Annotated in this window: 12 protein-coding genes; 5 read left to right on the top strand and 7 right to left on the bottom strand. The window is 72.7% G+C overall.

What is annotated here, in order from left to right:
• The first annotated feature begins 250 nt into the window (after nt 1-250).
• Nucleotides 251-1,339: a hypothetical protein gene (locus BIV57_RS00415; protein ID WP_139275339.1), complete on the top strand. Its 1,089-nt coding sequence runs from the start codon at nt 251-253 to the stop codon at nt 1,337-1,339.
• Nucleotides 1,340-1,489: 150 nt separating this feature from the next.
• On the opposite strand, the gene BIV57_RS00410 is transcribed toward BIV57_RS00415, so the two are convergent.
• Genes BIV57_RS00410 through BIV57_RS00405 form a run of 3 tightly spaced genes read right to left on the bottom strand, consistent with a single transcriptional unit; the run spans nt 1,490 to nt 4,574 of the window.
• The gene (locus BIV57_RS00410) at nt 1,490-1,810 is read right to left on the bottom strand and encodes a hypothetical protein (RefSeq protein ID WP_071654538.1); all 321 of its coding nucleotides are present in this window, start codon (nt 1,808-1,810) and stop codon (nt 1,490-1,492) included.
• Nucleotides 1,807-2,217 carry a helicase associated domain-containing protein gene (locus BIV57_RS26590; RefSeq protein WP_336444821.1) on the bottom strand — a complete coding sequence of 137 codons (411 nt, stop codon included), beginning with the start codon at nt 2,215-2,217 and terminating at the stop codon, nt 1,807-1,809. Before BIV57_RS26590 ends, BIV57_RS00410 begins: the two co-directional genes overlap by 4 nt.
• A 23-nt stretch (nt 2,218-2,240) precedes the next feature.
• Complete coding sequence (locus BIV57_RS00405) at nt 2,241-4,574, bottom strand: DEAD/DEAH box helicase (RefSeq protein WP_336444819.1); 2,334 nt, start codon at nt 4,572-4,574, stop codon at nt 2,241-2,243.
• Between the two features lie 260 nt (nt 4,575-4,834).
• On the opposite strand from BIV57_RS00405, the gene BIV57_RS00400 reads away from it, so the two are divergent.
• Both BIV57_RS00400 and BIV57_RS26690 read left to right on the top strand, forming a co-directional pair.
• Entirely contained in the window at nt 4,835-5,329 is a 495-nt protein-coding gene (locus BIV57_RS00400; RefSeq protein ID WP_079169878.1) for an NUDIX hydrolase, read from the top strand.
• Between the two features lie 275 nt (nt 5,330-5,604).
• Nucleotides 5,605-6,207 (top strand): serine hydrolase, encoded by a 603-nt coding sequence (locus BIV57_RS26690; RefSeq protein WP_071654536.1) that lies wholly within the window; start codon nt 5,605-5,607, stop codon nt 6,205-6,207.
• Nucleotides 6,208-6,224: 17 nt separating this feature from the next.
• Here the strand turns inward: BIV57_RS26690 and BIV57_RS00390 are convergent, their stop codons facing one another.
• A complete protein-coding gene (locus BIV57_RS00390; RefSeq protein WP_175548611.1) occupies nt 6,225-6,785 on the bottom strand; it encodes a GNAT family N-acetyltransferase in 561 nt (186 codons plus the stop codon).
• Between the two features lie 343 nt (nt 6,786-7,128).
• On the opposite strand from BIV57_RS00390, the gene hisG reads away from it, so the two are divergent.
• Together hisG and BIV57_RS00380 are read left to right on the top strand one after the other, a co-directional pair.
• Nucleotides 7,129-7,983 (top strand): ATP phosphoribosyltransferase, encoded by an 855-nt coding sequence (gene hisG, locus BIV57_RS00385; protein WP_071654534.1) that lies wholly within the window; start codon nt 7,129-7,131, stop codon nt 7,981-7,983.
• 143 nt (nt 7,984-8,126) lie between these two features.
• Nucleotides 8,127-8,831 (top strand): IMP cyclohydrolase, encoded by a 705-nt coding sequence (locus BIV57_RS00380; RefSeq protein WP_245797361.1) that lies wholly within the window; start codon nt 8,127-8,129, stop codon nt 8,829-8,831.
• A gap of 838 nt (nt 8,832-9,669) precedes the next feature.
• Here the strand turns inward: BIV57_RS00380 and BIV57_RS00375 are convergent.
• The 3 genes from BIV57_RS00375 to BIV57_RS00365 all read right to left on the bottom strand — a co-directional run bounded on the left by BIV57_RS00375 (nt 9,670) and on the right by BIV57_RS00365 (nt 14,256).
• Nucleotides 9,670-10,509: a glycosyltransferase family 2 protein gene (locus tag BIV57_RS00375; RefSeq protein WP_071654533.1), complete on the bottom strand. Its 840-nt coding sequence runs from the start codon at nt 10,507-10,509 to the stop codon at nt 9,670-9,672.
• 118 nt (nt 10,510-10,627) lie between these two features.
• Nucleotides 10,628-12,409 carry an ABC transporter ATP-binding protein gene (locus BIV57_RS00370; RefSeq protein WP_071654532.1) on the bottom strand — a complete coding sequence of 594 codons (1,782 nt, stop codon included), beginning with the start codon at nt 12,407-12,409 and terminating at the stop codon, nt 10,628-10,630.
• Nucleotides 12,406-14,256 (bottom strand): ABC transporter ATP-binding protein, encoded by a 1,851-nt coding sequence (locus BIV57_RS00365; RefSeq protein ID WP_079169875.1) that lies wholly within the window; start codon nt 14,254-14,256, stop codon nt 12,406-12,408. Before BIV57_RS00365 ends, BIV57_RS00370 begins: the two co-directional genes overlap by 4 nt.
• Nucleotides 14,257-14,307 lie beyond the last annotated feature (51 nt).

Below are 14,307 nucleotides of genomic sequence, written 5' to 3'. Positions count from 1 at the left end.
CGCCCGGCTGTGGGCCGCGCCGGTGCGCGGCGGCCAGCATGCCGCGTGCCGCGCACCGATGAGGAACCAGCGCGCGGCACGGGACACGCGACACGCGGTGCGCCGTATGGGCCGCCGGCGAGGCGGTGCGGCGCTTCACGGGCTCCGACGGGCGGTCGGTACAGCTCGACGCAGTCGTAGCTAAAGCCGGAGGAGGGGCCATTCCGGAAAAGGACGGGCGCACACCAGGGCGAGTCGGAATCATGGCTACATGAGCGACGAAGATGAGGCGTGCGTCGACCCCGGGGGCGAGGGTGACGACCGCCCCGAGGCCCGGCCGACACACAGCAGCGCAGCCCGTGCCCGCCAGTCCCTAGCCGGCGGGAGCCTGGCGGACAGCTCGGCGCTCCGCTCGGCGGCGGCCGCAGGGGTGATGGGCAACTCCATCACCCAACGGTTCGTCAGCACCGGCTTCCTCGCGAGCGTCATGAAACTCAACGAGGAGACCCGCCGTCAACTCGTACGCCAAGCGCGGCTCGCGAAGACGGCCGACGACGTCCACCGGAGTGTCCTGAAGACTCTGCCGCCCCGATCCCTCGGCGCCTTCTCGCTGGCCCTCAGCACCCCGTCCTGGCACGAGCAGATCGCCGCGATCGTGCGGATGGCAACCCCGCCCAGCGCTCTGGTCCAGCGGCTGCTGACGAAGCCGTTCACGGACTTCCTCCCCAGCAACCTCCGCGATCTGACGCCGGATGAGCTGGAGGAGCTGTTCACCATCAGCCGGGACGACGGGCTCGGCCTCTCCTGGGCCCCCCACGCAGACCTGGTCAAAGACCTGCTGAAGCTCGGCACGCGCGACGAGCGCTTCACCCTGCTCCGCGACCGGCGCGAGGAGGTCTTCGACGACGTCGCCGCGAGCCTTCAGTCGGTCATCCACTCCGACCTCACCGACCTGGCGGCCCTGACCGCCGCCGCCATCGACGCCGCGCGTGCCGGTCACGACCAAGCTGCCCAGGCGCTGGCCTGCAACGTGCTCGAGACGGCGATGAAGGAGCTCGGCGGCACCTGGATCCGCGGCGCCTTTCCGGAGGTTCCCGAGGCCGGCCACCACAAGACCATCGCCGGGGCGCTCCCGAGCGGCCCGAGCTGGGGCGACCCCACGCTGCTCGAGGTCCGCCGCTACCTGGTGCTGGCGGGCATGAGCCAGGTCTTCGCCCCCGGCACCAGCAAGCAGGACACCCTCAACCGCCACCTCGGTGCCCACAGCGCCTCGGCGTGTTCCTACCGGCCGCAGTTCGTGGTGCCGGCGATCCTCCTCGCCCACGCCCTTCTTCGGCTGCTGGAGCAGGAGCTGGCGTAGGAGGCCGACATGACGGCGGCATCAGTTGGAAGCCGCCGGCCCGTGAGGGAAGGCCCGCAAGCCGTATGACCGCGGCCGGCTGCATTCATGCCGAGGCTCCGGGGTCGTCCTGGTGGCCGGTCACGGGACGGCCTTCGGACCAGTCGGTGATCAGCGGGCGGGCGAGCCGCTCGGCGCACCCGTCCAGGTGCGCGGCCGCAGCACGGATCGCTGCTCCCGCTCGTCCTCGTAGCCCTGGAGATTGCGGTGCTCAGGACCAGGGTTGAGCTCCTGGACGGTGCAGACGGTGTCGGTGACGGCGGCCACCGCGTGGACCAGCGCGGCGGTGTCGGTAGCGGCGATGCCCGCGCCGGCCAGGATCCGGTGCAGGGTCAGTTGGGCGTTGCTGCCGGTGTTGCCGTGCTGCCCGGTACCGGCGGCGATGTACGCGTCGACGCCGTCAGGTCCCTGTCCAGTGCCTGCCTCGATCATGACGGCACCTCCATGCCGGCCTCGGCGAGTGCGGCGCGCTGATCATCGGTCAGCTTCGCTCGCCGCGCGGGGGACTTGATGTTGGAGGCCCATACTCCTAGCCGGATGGTGACGGGTTCGGAGCCGTCGTCGAGGACGACGTGTTCTTCATGGTGACGAGGAATCTTCGCGTTCCCGGTGCGGGCGGTGTACTGGCGCAGTGCGGCCAGGCCCCGCTCAAAGGCGCTGAGCGCCTTCGAGCGGCCGTTGCCGCCGTCGGTGGGCTCGGGTTCCGTCGGGGTGATGCCGAGGCCCTGGAGCAGCTGCTGCTGGCGGTCCGTCAGTGTGTCCCAGACGTCGGGGCGTTGCTGGCGGGTGATCCAGGTGCCGATGTCGTCGCCGAAGACGGTCACCCCCGGCAGCAGCACCTCCAGCTTCTCGCCGTCGTCGATCAGGTGCTTGAGGTGTAGTGGCGCTGCCAGTCCGCCGGCCAGCCCGGGTTCCAGTCCTTGTCGATCGCGGCCAGGGCCTTGGCCCGGTCCGGGTAGCCGTCCAGGGCCCCGGCGCGCCGCAGATTCGACAGAAAGTGCCCGACCTTGACTCCGTCGACCTCGGCGTCCCTGGGGGCTGCGAGTGTCCCGTGGACGTCGCGGTAGGCGCGGGCGGCGGCCAGGCTGCGGTGGAAGCGGGTGTCCGCGACGGACCAGACCATGCCGAGCTCGTCCAGCAGTTCGGCCCGCCAGGCCTTGAGGGCGCCGAGTTTGAAGGCGCGGCGCTGCTCGCTCACCCACGCCCCCAGCGGATACGTCTCGGTGACCGTCGCGTCGATGTCGGCCTCGTCGCGGGCGGTCGCCCCGAGCGGGACGACGGCATCGAGGGGCACTTCGGCGGTGTTGTGGTCGGCGACGAAGTGGCGCAGCGCGTTGTAGCCGGCCAGCCAGACCTCGGAGTCGGGGAACAGGACGCGGGTGCGCAGGAAAGAGGCGATGACGTCGGGGTTGCGGGGCAGGGAGAAGCGCAGCAGCGGCACCGACGGCCTGCGCACCCGCGCCTCCGCACCGCCGCGGGAGGCCGCGGCGTGGCCCGGGCCGTCGCCGGCCGCAGTTTCGCTCGGATCGCCCTCCTCCTGGGCCTCGTCCGCCGCCTGGGCGGCCGACTCGCCTTCCCCTTCCGGTCCTTCACCGTCCGGCTCCTCGTCGTCGGGGCGGTTGGGGTCGAGGGCGAGGACGCCGGTGGCCTGGCCGCCGGCGCCGCGGGCGGCGAGCACCATGGACTCGATCGCCCGTTCGTCGTGCGCTCGGAGGCCTTGGAGGAGGGCTACGACGGGTCGGTAGCTTGGGGAGGCCATCATGTCCTCGGGGTCCTCGCCGGGCTTGAAGAAGACGGGGATGATCAGGCGGGCGACCTTGCCCTCGCCGGGGTTTTGGCGCAGGCCGCGGCCGATGATCTGGACGATCTCCACGGGCGAGCAGCGCGGGTCGGCGAACACCACGCCGTCCACGCCGCGCCTGCCGCGGATGTCGACGCCCTCGCCGAGGACCCGGCAGGAGGCAAGGACGCCGAAGTCGACGACCCAGCCGTCTTCGTCCAGGCCGTCGGCGAACCGGGCGAGGACCTTGCGCCGCTCGGCGGCGGGGTGTTCGCCGCACAGCCAGTCGGCGCCGACCCGCTTCGGGTAGGTGTGCGGGTCGGTTGCGTGGAGTTCGGCGGCGGTCTCGGGCAGGGCCCGGGCGAAGGCGAGGGCGTCCAGGGTGCGGGTGTGGAAGGTCATCAGGGAGCGGGCGCCGACGGTGTCGGCGTGTTTGAGGAGGGCGGCCTGCAAAGCGGCGAGGCGCCGGCCGCGCACCAACTCGGGATCCGCGTCCGGCCCGGGGGCCTGCGGGTCGCGGATCTCCAGGACGTCGATCTCGAAGCCGGCAAGGATTCCGCGCTCGCACGCCTCCATGAGGCCGAGTTCGTGCAGTACCGGGCCGTACACCGCAATATCGTCCATGGAGGCCACCAGCCCCGCCGGCACTCCCGAACCCCCCTCTGGAGCGGCGGACTTGGGCGCCACCCCCGCCAGACGCCCACCGCGGCCGCCGCGGCGCCGGCCTTCCTCCCGCTGCTGCGCCTGCTCGGCGACGCCGGGAGCCGCCTTCCACAGCCGCGGGGTGGCGGTCATGTACAGCCGCCGCACCGCGGGGATGCGGGTCTGGTCGTGGACGGCGGCCCAGGCCTTCGCGGCGTCGCCGGAGGACCGGTGCGCCTCATCGATGATCAACAGGTCCAGCGGGGGCATGCGTTGGCCCCAGGTGCCGCGCGGCGCCTGCTCCAGCACCCCGGGCCCGCCGCCGGCCTCTCCGGGCTGTTCCTCGCCGCCCTCGGCCTGGGGGACGAGGCTGGCGTAGGTGGCGATCACGATCATCGGGCCGCCTGCGGCGGTCCAGAGGGCGAGGCGGGTGGGGTGGGTGGTGCAGCGCACGTCCAGCTGCTCCAGGTAGGGGTCGTCGCCCAGCGAGCAGACGGCGACCATCGGGGCGGTGTGCCCGGCGAGCCGCCACTGCGTCACGGTCTGGGCGATCAGGTCCAGGGTGGGGACGATGATTCCGACTACGCCGCGGGGGACCAGACGCTTCGCGGCGACGGCGGCGGTGACGGTCTTGCCGGTGCCGGTCACCGAGACCAACTGCCCCCGCACGCCCTCCTCCGGTACCCGGCCGCCGGCGGGGAGTTCCAGGCCGCGCACGATCGCATCGATAGCGGCCGGCTGATGCGGATGCAGCCGCAGGCGCGGGCCGATCATGTGGTGCTCCCGGTGGTGCTGGGCGTCGACGGATTGCGGGCGGGGCTCCATTATCGCGGGCCGGGCTGCGGGCCCGGGGGCTGCCCGGGAGATGCCCCGTCATCTGAGGCGGCGTCGGCGTTCGCCGCGGGGCAGGCCGCTGATGCCGCGGCTCCCGCGGCGAGTTTGCGGGCGAGCATCTGGTGCTGTCTGTTCCGTAGCGGTCGGATGATCACTGCGGCTAGGGTCCGGTCGACGTTGCGCGAGGTGAGGAGAGGGCTGTGGCTGCGGAGACTCTGGTTCTGCCGAATGTGTACGGGCTGATCAAGCGTCCGGGTGGTGGGTCGGTGTTGATTCAGCGGCGCTGGAAGCCGGAGAGCGACCCGGACAACCTCGGCAAGTGGGAGCTGCCCGGCGGCAAGTGGCGGGCGCAGGAGACTGCGGCCGAGTGCCTGCGCCGCGAGCTGTTGGAGGAGTGCGGCATCGGGGCCGAGGCGATCGAGGGCCGGTTCGTGCAGCGTGTGCACGGCAGCGAGACGGTCGAGACGTCCTCGCCGACCCTGTTGGTGCAGATGGTGGCGGGCGGCTATCCGTCGCTGCTGGTGGTGTACACCGGGTATTCCGAGGAGCAGCCGGCGGCTGTGGGCGACGGCGCGCGGGATGCGGTGTTCATGGACACGGTGGAGGTCAAGCGGCTGCTGGAGGAGGAGCCGGAGACGTTCACCGCGTTGACCTTCGCCGCCCTGGGCGAGCTGCTCGAGCGCGGCCTGCTGTAGCCGCGGCAGCTGTCTGCCAGAGCTGTGCCTGCTCGGCTGAGGCCCAGGCCGGTCTTGGCAAAGCCGATGTACTGACGGGGCGTCATCTGCGAACGGTATGCACCCCTGCGCGGCGCCGACTGCTGAGGGCCGTACCGCGCTGCAACCGCCGGCGGTGAAGATCGCGTCTCTCGCGCCGGAATGATCAATCGGACGTGGCGGTCCGCCGGCTGCGGTTCGTCGGCGAAGCCGGCTGTCGGGCAGCGGGGCTGGGTCCCGAGTCAGGGAGACGATGGATGACCGAGCATGCGGGTGGGGTGTCGGCTGCGGAGCGGATGGGCGAGGCGCTCCAGGCCGTCGTGGACGGCGGGGGCACTCCGGGTGGGGTGCTGGCCTACGGCATGGTCGATGAGGAGCCCTGGTTCACGGCGTGCGGCCGGGTGGCGCCCGCCGATCCCGACTCCATCCGCCCCGGCCCGGACACCCGCTATGACCTGGCGTCGCTGACGAAGGTGGTGGCGACCTGGCCGCTGGTCGGAGCCGCGGTCACCGGCGGGCTGATGGAGGTGGACAAGCTGGTCCGCGACTACCTGCCGCCCATGGCCTCCGACGCCCCGGGTGGTGCGGCGACGGTGCGTCAGCTGCTGTCCCACACCGCGGGCTTGTGCGCTTCGACCCGGCTGGACCGCTACCGCGATGCGGCTCTGCCGCTGCACGAGCGACCTCACGACCCGTCAAGTGGGCCACGAAGGCGGTGTGCGTGTCCTGGTGGGGCTTGTGCCATGCGGCGAGCTGCGCGGCGAAGGCCGTCAGGGCCTGCGGGTCCGGCTCCTGGTGGTGGGTGTCCAGCCACAGCAGCCTGGCCAGGACCGCGGTGTCGTCGCCGCACGCTTGACTGATCTTCACCCGCGGGAGCCTAGCCGTCAGCCGCAGTCCACCGCCCCGCGGTCTCGTCTCCCGCGCTGTCGGCCGTGGCCTCGGCGGGGCATGCCAGGTACAGCAGCGGCCGGCCGCCTTCCTGGCGCGTGTGGCGGTGGGTGAAGCCCAACCGGGCGGTGAGGCGCAGGGAGGCGGCGTTGTCCGGGCGGACGGTGGCCCAGACTTCGCCGACGGCGCACGCGGTCGCCTCGGCGAGGACGGCCGCCGCCGCCTCGGCAGCCAGACCTCGGCCCTGGTGCGGCTGGTGGATCTCGTAGCCGATCTCCGTGACGGTCGGGCCGGAAGGTCCGGGGAACAGGCCGCAGTTGCCCACCAGCTGCCCGGTTCCTTGGAGGCGCAGCCCGTACCAGGCCAGTCCGGTGTCCGCGAACGCCTGCATCCGGCGCTCGATCCACCGCCGGGTCTGTGCGGGCTCGGTGAAGGCGCCGCCGGTGAAGGTGCGGGTCAGCGGGTCGCTGAAGATCGCATGCAGTTCCTCGGCGTCCCGCGGGCGAAAGCACCTGAGCTCCAGCCGCCGGGTGGTCAGTTGCTCCCGCATCGCCGCATGCTCCTGCCGGCGTTCATGCTCCGGACCGACCTCCATCGAGATGTGCATCGTTGACGGCCGCGGCGCGGCGGCGCGTGCCGCACGCGGACACCGCCGTGTCGTGCAGCACCGCTGTAGCGCCGCATGGTTGATCATCCAAGCGGAGATGCGGCGCGGGAACCAGCCGCCGCCACGGATCGACAAGGCAGCAGCGGCGGCTCCACAAGACCGAGGCGCCGGTTCTCCCCGCTGGTCAAAGGCCCGCCCAGCCGGAAAACCTGTCGTGCCCCACCCGCATCTCTGGCACCATTGGTCACTGCCTCAACACTCCATGCTGAAGAAGGGCTGTGTCGTCATGCTGCGCATCGCCGTCCCCAACAAGGGTTCGCTGGCTACCCAGGCGCAGGCGATGCTGCATGAGGCCGGATACCGGCAGCGCACCGCGCAGAAGGAACTGATCGTCACCGACCGCGCCAACCAGGTGGAGTTCTTCTACCTGCGGCCCCGCGACATCGCCGTCTACGTCGGCTCCGGCCGACTCGATGCGGGCATCACCGGCCGGGACATGCTGCTGGACTCGGCAGCGGCCGCCGAGGAGGTCCTGGCCCTGGGCTTCGCCCGCGCCGCCTTCCACTTCGCTGCGGACCCGGGCACCGCCGCCGACGTCGCCGACCTGGCGGGCAAGACCATCGCCACCTCCTACCCCGGCATCGTGGAGAAGCACCTGGCCGAGGCCGGCATCGCCCCGGCCGGCATCGTCGCCCTGGACGGGGCCGTGGAGACGGCGCTGCGGCTGGGCGTGGCCCAGGCGATCGCGGACGTGGTGGAGACTGGCACCACGCTGCGCCACCTGGGGCTGACCACGATCGGCGAGCCCATCATGGAGTCCGAGGCGATCGTCGTGCGGCCCGCCCGCACGGACCCGGCCACCGACTTGGCCGCCGAACGGCTGCTGCGCCGCCTGCGCAATGTCCTGTTCGCCCGCGACTACGTCCTGGTGGACTACAACATTGAGGTCGGCCGGCTGGAGGCGGCGATCGCGCTGACGCCGGGCATGGAGTCCCCGACCGTCTCCCCGCTGCACAGCGACGGCTGGGTGGCGGTCCGCGCGATGGCGCGGGTCGAGGACTGCCACGCCGTCATGGACCGGCTGAGCGCGGCGGGAGCCAGGGCCGTCCTGGTCACCCGGATCGAGGCGTGCCGCATCTGACGGCGCGTCCGTGCGCCACGGTGGCGGTGGTGGGTGCCGCGGCCGCGTGTGGGTCTGCCCGGGGCCGCCTCGGCGGGGTGCGGTTGGATGACTGTATCCGCGAACGGCCCAGGCGCCGTCAGATACAGCGAGGAGTGCGGCCGGTGGAGCAGGTGCATGAGGTGCTGGCGGACAATCGCTACCCGGGCCGGGGCGTGCTGTGGGCGCGCACCCGCGGCGGACTTCTGTGCGGCGGCTATTTCCTGACCGGGCGCAGTGCGGCCTCCAAGGAGCGCTTCCTGCGTCAGGAGGAGCATGCGCTGAGCGTGGTGCCGACCGGAGAGTCCGGCCACGATGCCCTTCGCCACTACCTTGCGGCGCGCGAGCGCGGCGGGTGGCTGGTGTTCGGCAATGGCGAGCAGGTGGCCGTGGTCTCGGACCGCCTGCATCAAGGAAACGGCCCCTATCAGGCGATGGAGGGGTTGGAGTACGAGCCCGACCCGCCGATCTGCACACCCCGCATCACGGTGGTGGCCGACCTGCGCACCGAACCGCATGCCTGGTTCGGCGCCGCGCGGCGCCCACGGGGGCATCGGACGGGGGCCGACCTGCTGACGCTTGCGGTCCGGGAGCTGAAGCCGGGGGATGCCGTGCTGATGACGACCTACCGCTCCGACGGCGAACGGGTCGAGGCCGTCGCGCCGTTGGTGGAGGCGCGCACCGAGGCGGGCGACCGGCAGGAGCTGCTGGCCGAGGTGTGGGCCGGCCTGAGTCCCGAAGTGCGGGTGGCGGCGGCCGTCTTCGAGCCTGGGCGCCTGGCCGACGCGGCAATCGTCCACCAGCGGTCTGGCACGACGCAGCCGGTCTAGTCAGCCCGCCCGGACCGGCCTGGTCCGCTACCGCTGACACTCCGTCCGGGACTGCGGTCAGGAGCAGCATCACCGGATGGGAGCGACAAGGCGGGGCGGGCCCAATCGATGCTTTGAGGGCCGATGGGCTGGGGGGTACAAGCCGATGCCGACAAGGTTGCGACCCAGCTGTTTCCAGCATGGCACCACGGCACCTGCGGCCGAGCGCGCATCTGTGAAGACGCCTCGTGCCGCGACGCCGCCCCCCAGACTCACGGCCAACCCCACCCTCGGAGGCGTCACATGCGTACCGTCTGGACCCTGGTGGCCCTGCTGTGATGGTTCCTGTCCATCGGCGGAGCCATCAGCGCCATCCATCGCACCGACACGGTGAGCGCCGTCGGCGACGGAAGCCTCGCCCTCGCGCTCACCATCGGCGGCGCCTTCGCCTGGAGAGCGGCGACCCGGCCGAAGCCGGACCCGAAGTAGCAGCGACCCCTCGGGTGGCGAACAGCGCGGGGCCAGGCGGCCAGAAGCCTGCGGACACCGCCTGCGGCATCCTCGGCCCCGGCCGATCGATCTCCAGGTCCATGACCACACCCTGACGAGGGCATGCAACGTTCGAGCCCCCGTTCTTCGGCCCGCCAGACACGGGGAGCTGGTCGGACATCAGGCATGGTGCATCGCCGTGCCGTTGAGGCGGTGGGTTGCGATTGGCGGCGCGAGCATCCGCTTCGAGTGTGGCCACCGGATGGGACTCGCGCGTTCGCCGGCGCCGAGCCGCTGGCATTTTCGTCACCGCATCGGGTCGACGAGGATGAGGTGGAGGGAGCGCCCGGGAGCCGGCCGCCGTGCGCGATCACACCAGTTCGGGGAGGAGGTTCCGCACCTCATCGACGACGCCGGTGCGGTCCCCGGTCGCGTCCACCCTGCGCACCACGCCGGCGATCCGGTCGCGGACCTCGGCCTCACCGAGGCGGGCCAGCGAGTCGGCTCCGCCACTGCGCCTCTGCGCGGCGAGGTGGCGGGCGAGCACGGCATAGACGGACGCGGTGGCGCCCCGGGCGCCCCACATGCTCTTCGCGTGGCGCCTGAGCCGGTACTGGCCTCCCGGCAGGTTGGCGAGCTCGCCGACCTCGTCCAGGCGCAGCCACAGGTCGTAGTCCGAGGCGTATCGGAACGCCGGCCGGTATCCGCCGACCCGCTCGAGCGCGTCACGGCGGAGCATCACCGACCCGCCGATCATCGGGTTGCGTCCGGGGAGCATGGCGCTGATCTCCTCCGGCGTGCACGGGTGGTGGGCGTGCGGCCATCCGTCGGCCGGGCGGCCGATGGCATCCGAGTCCTCGTCGATCACCACTGAGGTGATGCCCACCGCGCTGATGGCCGGGTTGTCCTCCAGGAAGCGGAACTGCTCCTGGAGCCGGGTTGGTGTCGAGACGTCATCGGCGTCGTGCCGGGCGATGTAGCGTCCGCTCGCGTGGGTGACGCCCAGGTTGATGGCGGCGGCCACGCCGAGGTGCGGGGTGGCCACGACGGTTGCTCCCGCACGGCGGGCGACCTGTGCCGAGTCGTCACTGGAGCCGTCGTCGACGACGATCAGCTCCATGGCCAGCGTCTGCGTCGCTATTCCGTCGAGCGCCTCGGCCAGGTACGGCATGCCGTTGTGGACGGGCATGACCATCGATACGTCGACCATGGTGGTGTCGTGTGTCCTTTGCGTGAAGGGGCCGCCCCCCCCGTGGGGGCGTTGCCGGGGCCGGGTGGCGGGCAGGGGTGGTGTGCGGGAGTGGTGGGGTCCGGTCGGGGTGCGCCGGCTAGGTGTAGGCGCGTTCCTGCAGGCCGTACAGGTCGGCATACAGGCCGCCGTTGGCCATCAATTCGGCATGGCTGCCGGCTTCCGCGATGCGGCCGCCGTCCAGGACGACGATGAGGTCGGCCATCCGGATGGTGGAAAAGCGGTGCGAGACCAGCAGCGTGATGCCGCGGGTGGAGTGCCGGTAGGTGCGGGCTGCCGCCGCGTACTGCTGGTAGACGGCGTGTTCGGCGGCCGCGTCCAGGGCAGCGGTCGGCTCGTCGAGCACGGCCAGCAGCGGGCGTTCGCGCAAAAGTGCGCGGGCCAGGGCGAGTTTTTGCCACTGCCCTCCGGACAGCTCCGTGCCGTTGCCGAAGGTCGTGCCCAGCTGTGTCTCGCCGCCGTGGGGGAGTTGGTCCACAACGGGGGCGGCGCCCACGCGGGCGGCGGTCCTGGCGATCGCCGCGGTGTCGTGGATGCGGGGCAGGTCGCCGACGCCGATGGTCTGGCGGGCGCGGAACTCCCAGCGGGAGAAGTCCTGGAAGGCCGCGGTGGTGCGCCCGCGCCAGGCGGCCTGGTCCAGATCCTCAAGCGGGATGCCGTCCACGGTGATGCTGCCGGTGGTCGGCCGGTAGAGCCCGCACAGCAGTTTCACCAGGGTGGTCTTGCCCGATCCGTGCTCGCCGACCAGGGCGACGGTGCTGCCGGCGGGGATGGACAAATCGATGCCGTCCAGGACCTTTGGTCCGCCGGGGGTGTAGGCGAAGCCGACACCGGTCAGGGTCAGACCGTCGGTGAGGCGGGCGGGCACCGGGGCGCCTGCCGTCTGCCGGCGTGCGGGGTCCGGGGTCTGGTCGAGCAGCCACCGGTAGGCGTCGAGGGAGTCCATCGCCTCCAGGGACCGCCGCAGCCCGGAAAGGATCGCGGCCATCTGGCCGCGCAGCTGGCTTCCGAGGCCGGCCACCAGCAGCACGGTGCCCGGGCCGGTCGCCCCGGCGCGGGCCAGCTGGTAGGCCAGGGCGGTCGCCGCGGTGCAGCCGGCGGCGAACACCAGCCAGCCGGCGGACTCCCGCCGGGCCTGGGAGAGCCCGGCCCGCAGCATGCGGTCGGCCGTGCGCCGCAGGCGCTGCTCCCCGCGGGCGCGGACCAGGCCCGCGCCCCCGCCGAGCGCCAACTCCTTGGCGGAGGAGGGGGCCAGGGCCGCGTCGAACAGCCGGGTGGCCATGCGGGTGTCCTCGGCCACCTGGGTGCGCACGGCGCGCATCGCGCGCTCGCCGCGGCGGGCCAGCCACAACGAGGGCAGCGCGGTCAGCGCGAGCGCGGGCAGCCACCACGAGGTGCGGGCCAGCAGGATCAGGCTCAACAGGACCTGCAGCCCCAGCGGGCCGACCTTGAGCAGCAGCAGGGCGCCGCTGACCATCCGGATGCCGGGGACCCGCGCCTGCTCCAGGCGGTGCAGTTGACCGGGATCCTCCAGCGCCCCGTACGGCAGGGCCGTACTATGCCGCAGGACCTGGTGTTCCATTGCGGCGCCGACCGCTTCGGCCAGTACCGCGTTCAGTGATTCGGCGACCCGCCCGCCCATCGAGGACAGTGCCAGGGACACGGCGCCGACCAGGGCCCCGGTGACGGCCGCGGCGGTGTTGTGGTGGGCCAGGCCGTCCACCAGGTCGCGCATGCCCACACCGATGCCGAGGGAGGCGAACGCGCCGAGCACGCCCAGCAGCAGCGACCATGTCAGCTGCCGCGGGGCGATGCGACGGCACAAGCCGAGTACGACACCCAGCAGCCGGAGGTTCCTCATCGCGTCGCCTCCGGGACCGCGGGGGTGGGTTGGGTTTGGTCGAACTGGGCGGCCTGGAGGGTGAACATCTCGGCGTAGGTGCCGCCCGCGGCCAGCAGGTGCTCGTGGGTGCCGCTCTCGGTGATCCGGCCGCCGTCGAGGACCACGATGCGATCCGCCTTGCGGACGGTGGACAGGCGGTGGGAGATCAGCACGACGGTCGCGGTGCCCCGGGCGGCCACGATCTGCTCGTAGGCGGCGAGTTCGGCGCGGATGTCGAGGTTGGCGGTGGGTTCGTCCAGCACCAGGACGCGTGCGCCGTGCTCGGCTGCGAGTGCGGCGCGGGCCAGGGCGATGCGCTGCCACTGGCCGCCGGACAGCTCCACCCCGCCCGTGTAGCCGCGGGCCAGGATCGTCTCCCAGCCGTGCGGCAGCGAGTCGATCAGGGTGTCGGCGCCGACCAGGGCGGCCGCCCGGCGCACCTGGGCGTCGCCGGCCTCGGCCGCGGCGATGCGGATGTTGTCCGCGGCGGACATCTCCAGGTGCGCGAAGTCCTGGAAGACGGCGTGGACCTGACGCCGCCACCAGGTCTGCGGCAGCTCCTGCACCCGGGTGCCCTCGACCGTCACCCGGCCGCCGGTCGGCTCGTACAGGCCGGCCAGCAGCTTGGTGAGGGTGGTCTTGCCGGCCCCGTTGACCCCGACGACCGCCAGTACCTCGCCCGGGACCAGCTCCAGGTCGACGCCGTGCAGGACCTCCCGCGGTGCTCCGGGGTAGCCGAAGCGCACGGCATGGAAGCGGATGCGGGGCGGCCGGGCCGCAGCCGCGCCTTCGAGGGCGGCCGGACGGCGCCCCTTGTCCTGGGCCGCGCGGGCCCGCATCCGGTCGAGGGCCCCGACCATCGGCAGGGCGGCCTCGATGCTCAGGGCGCTGCCGAGGCCGAACCCGGCGCCGATCATGGCGGTCGCGGCGCCCAGCACGGTCGCGATCCGGCCCAGCGGCACCGCACCGGCCAGCCCGGCACCAGCCACGGTCAGCTCCACGGCCACCACGACGGCCAGGCAGACCGCAAACCGCCCGGCCTGGGTGCGGACCATGGCCTGGCGCTTGGCCAGGAAGGCGGCGAGGCGCTCGGCCTGCGCCTCGTCCGAGCGCTCAAGCAGCCAGTCCCCGAGGGCGAAGACCCGCACCTCCTTGGCGTCCCGGCGGCCGGCGATCAGCTCGCCCCAGGCCCGGGTGCGGCGGGTGGCGGCCCGGTGCGCGGTCTGCAGCCGCTCGAAGCCGATGACCTCGCGCTCGGTGCCGATCCGGATGCCGATCGAGATCAGCAGCAGTGCCGGGCCCCACCACCAGGTGATGCCGCTGAGGACGGCGGCGGGCAGCAGCAGCGCCGGGTAGTAGGCGGCCTGGCCCAGCTGCGCCAGAGCGCCGCCGCCGATGCCGGAGTTCATCCAGGCAATCGCCCCGGTGCGGAACTGCGCCAGGTCGTCCTGGAGTTGGGGATCCTCCAGGCGATCCAGCGTGGGCAGCGCGTCCACCAGGACGGAGATCTCGGCGCGCAGCACCAGGTCCACCCGCCGCTCGGCGAAGGCCGTCAGCGGGACCTGCAGCAGCTGCAGCACCTGCTGTCCCAGCAGGGCCGCGCCGATCGCCGCAAGGAGACCAAGGACCGCCCCGACCTCCTCGCCGCGGACCAGCCGGGTGACCAGCATGCCGAGCGCGACGGAGCTGACGGTGGGCAGGAGGACCTGGCCGAGCTGGCAGGCGGCGACGGCGATCAGCAGGGCGGGCCCGGCGTGCCGGGCCTCGCGCAGCAGCCGCCACCGGGACGGCGGGCGGCCGCCGCCCCCGGAGCCGATGTCCCTCACGCACCGTCCCCCTTCACCGGCCGGATCCCGCACGAGTCCGCGGGCCCGGGA

It is taken from the genome of Mangrovactinospora gilvigrisea (assembly GCF_001879105.1).
Taxonomy (GTDB): Bacteria; Actinomycetota; Actinomycetes; order Streptomycetales; family Streptomycetaceae; genus Mangrovactinospora; species Mangrovactinospora gilvigrisea.
Note: the sequence above shows the minus strand (reverse complement) of the source record. Positions and strands in the feature narration are given on the sequence as shown.

Bases quoted from the DNA above. Each gene is read 5' to 3' on its own strand.
- BIV57_RS00415 (WP_139275339.1), top strand. From the start codon at position 251: ATGAGCGACGAAGATGAGGCGTGCGTCGACCCCGGGGGCGAGGGTGAC.
- BIV57_RS00410 (WP_071654538.1), bottom strand. From the start codon at position 1,810: ATGATCGAGGCAGGCACTGGACAGGGACCTGACGGCGTCGACGCGTAC.
- BIV57_RS00405 (WP_336444819.1), bottom strand. From the start codon at position 4,574: ATGATCGGCCCGCGCCTGCGGCTGCATCCGCATCAGCCGGCCGCTATC.
- BIV57_RS26690 (WP_071654536.1), top strand. From the start codon at position 5,605: ATGACCGAGCATGCGGGTGGGGTGTCGGCTGCGGAGCGGATGGGCGAG.
- BIV57_RS00390 (WP_175548611.1), bottom strand. From the start codon at position 6,785: ATGCGGGAGCAACTGACCACCCGGCGGCTGGAGCTCAGGTGCTTTCGC.
- hisG (WP_071654534.1), top strand. From the start codon at position 7,129: ATGCTGCGCATCGCCGTCCCCAACAAGGGTTCGCTGGCTACCCAGGCG.
- BIV57_RS00375 (WP_071654533.1), bottom strand. From the start codon at position 10,509: ATGGTCGACGTATCGATGGTCATGCCCGTCCACAACGGCATGCCGTAC.
- BIV57_RS00370 (WP_071654532.1), bottom strand. From the start codon at position 12,409: ATGAGGAACCTCCGGCTGCTGGGTGTCGTACTCGGCTTGTGCCGTCGC.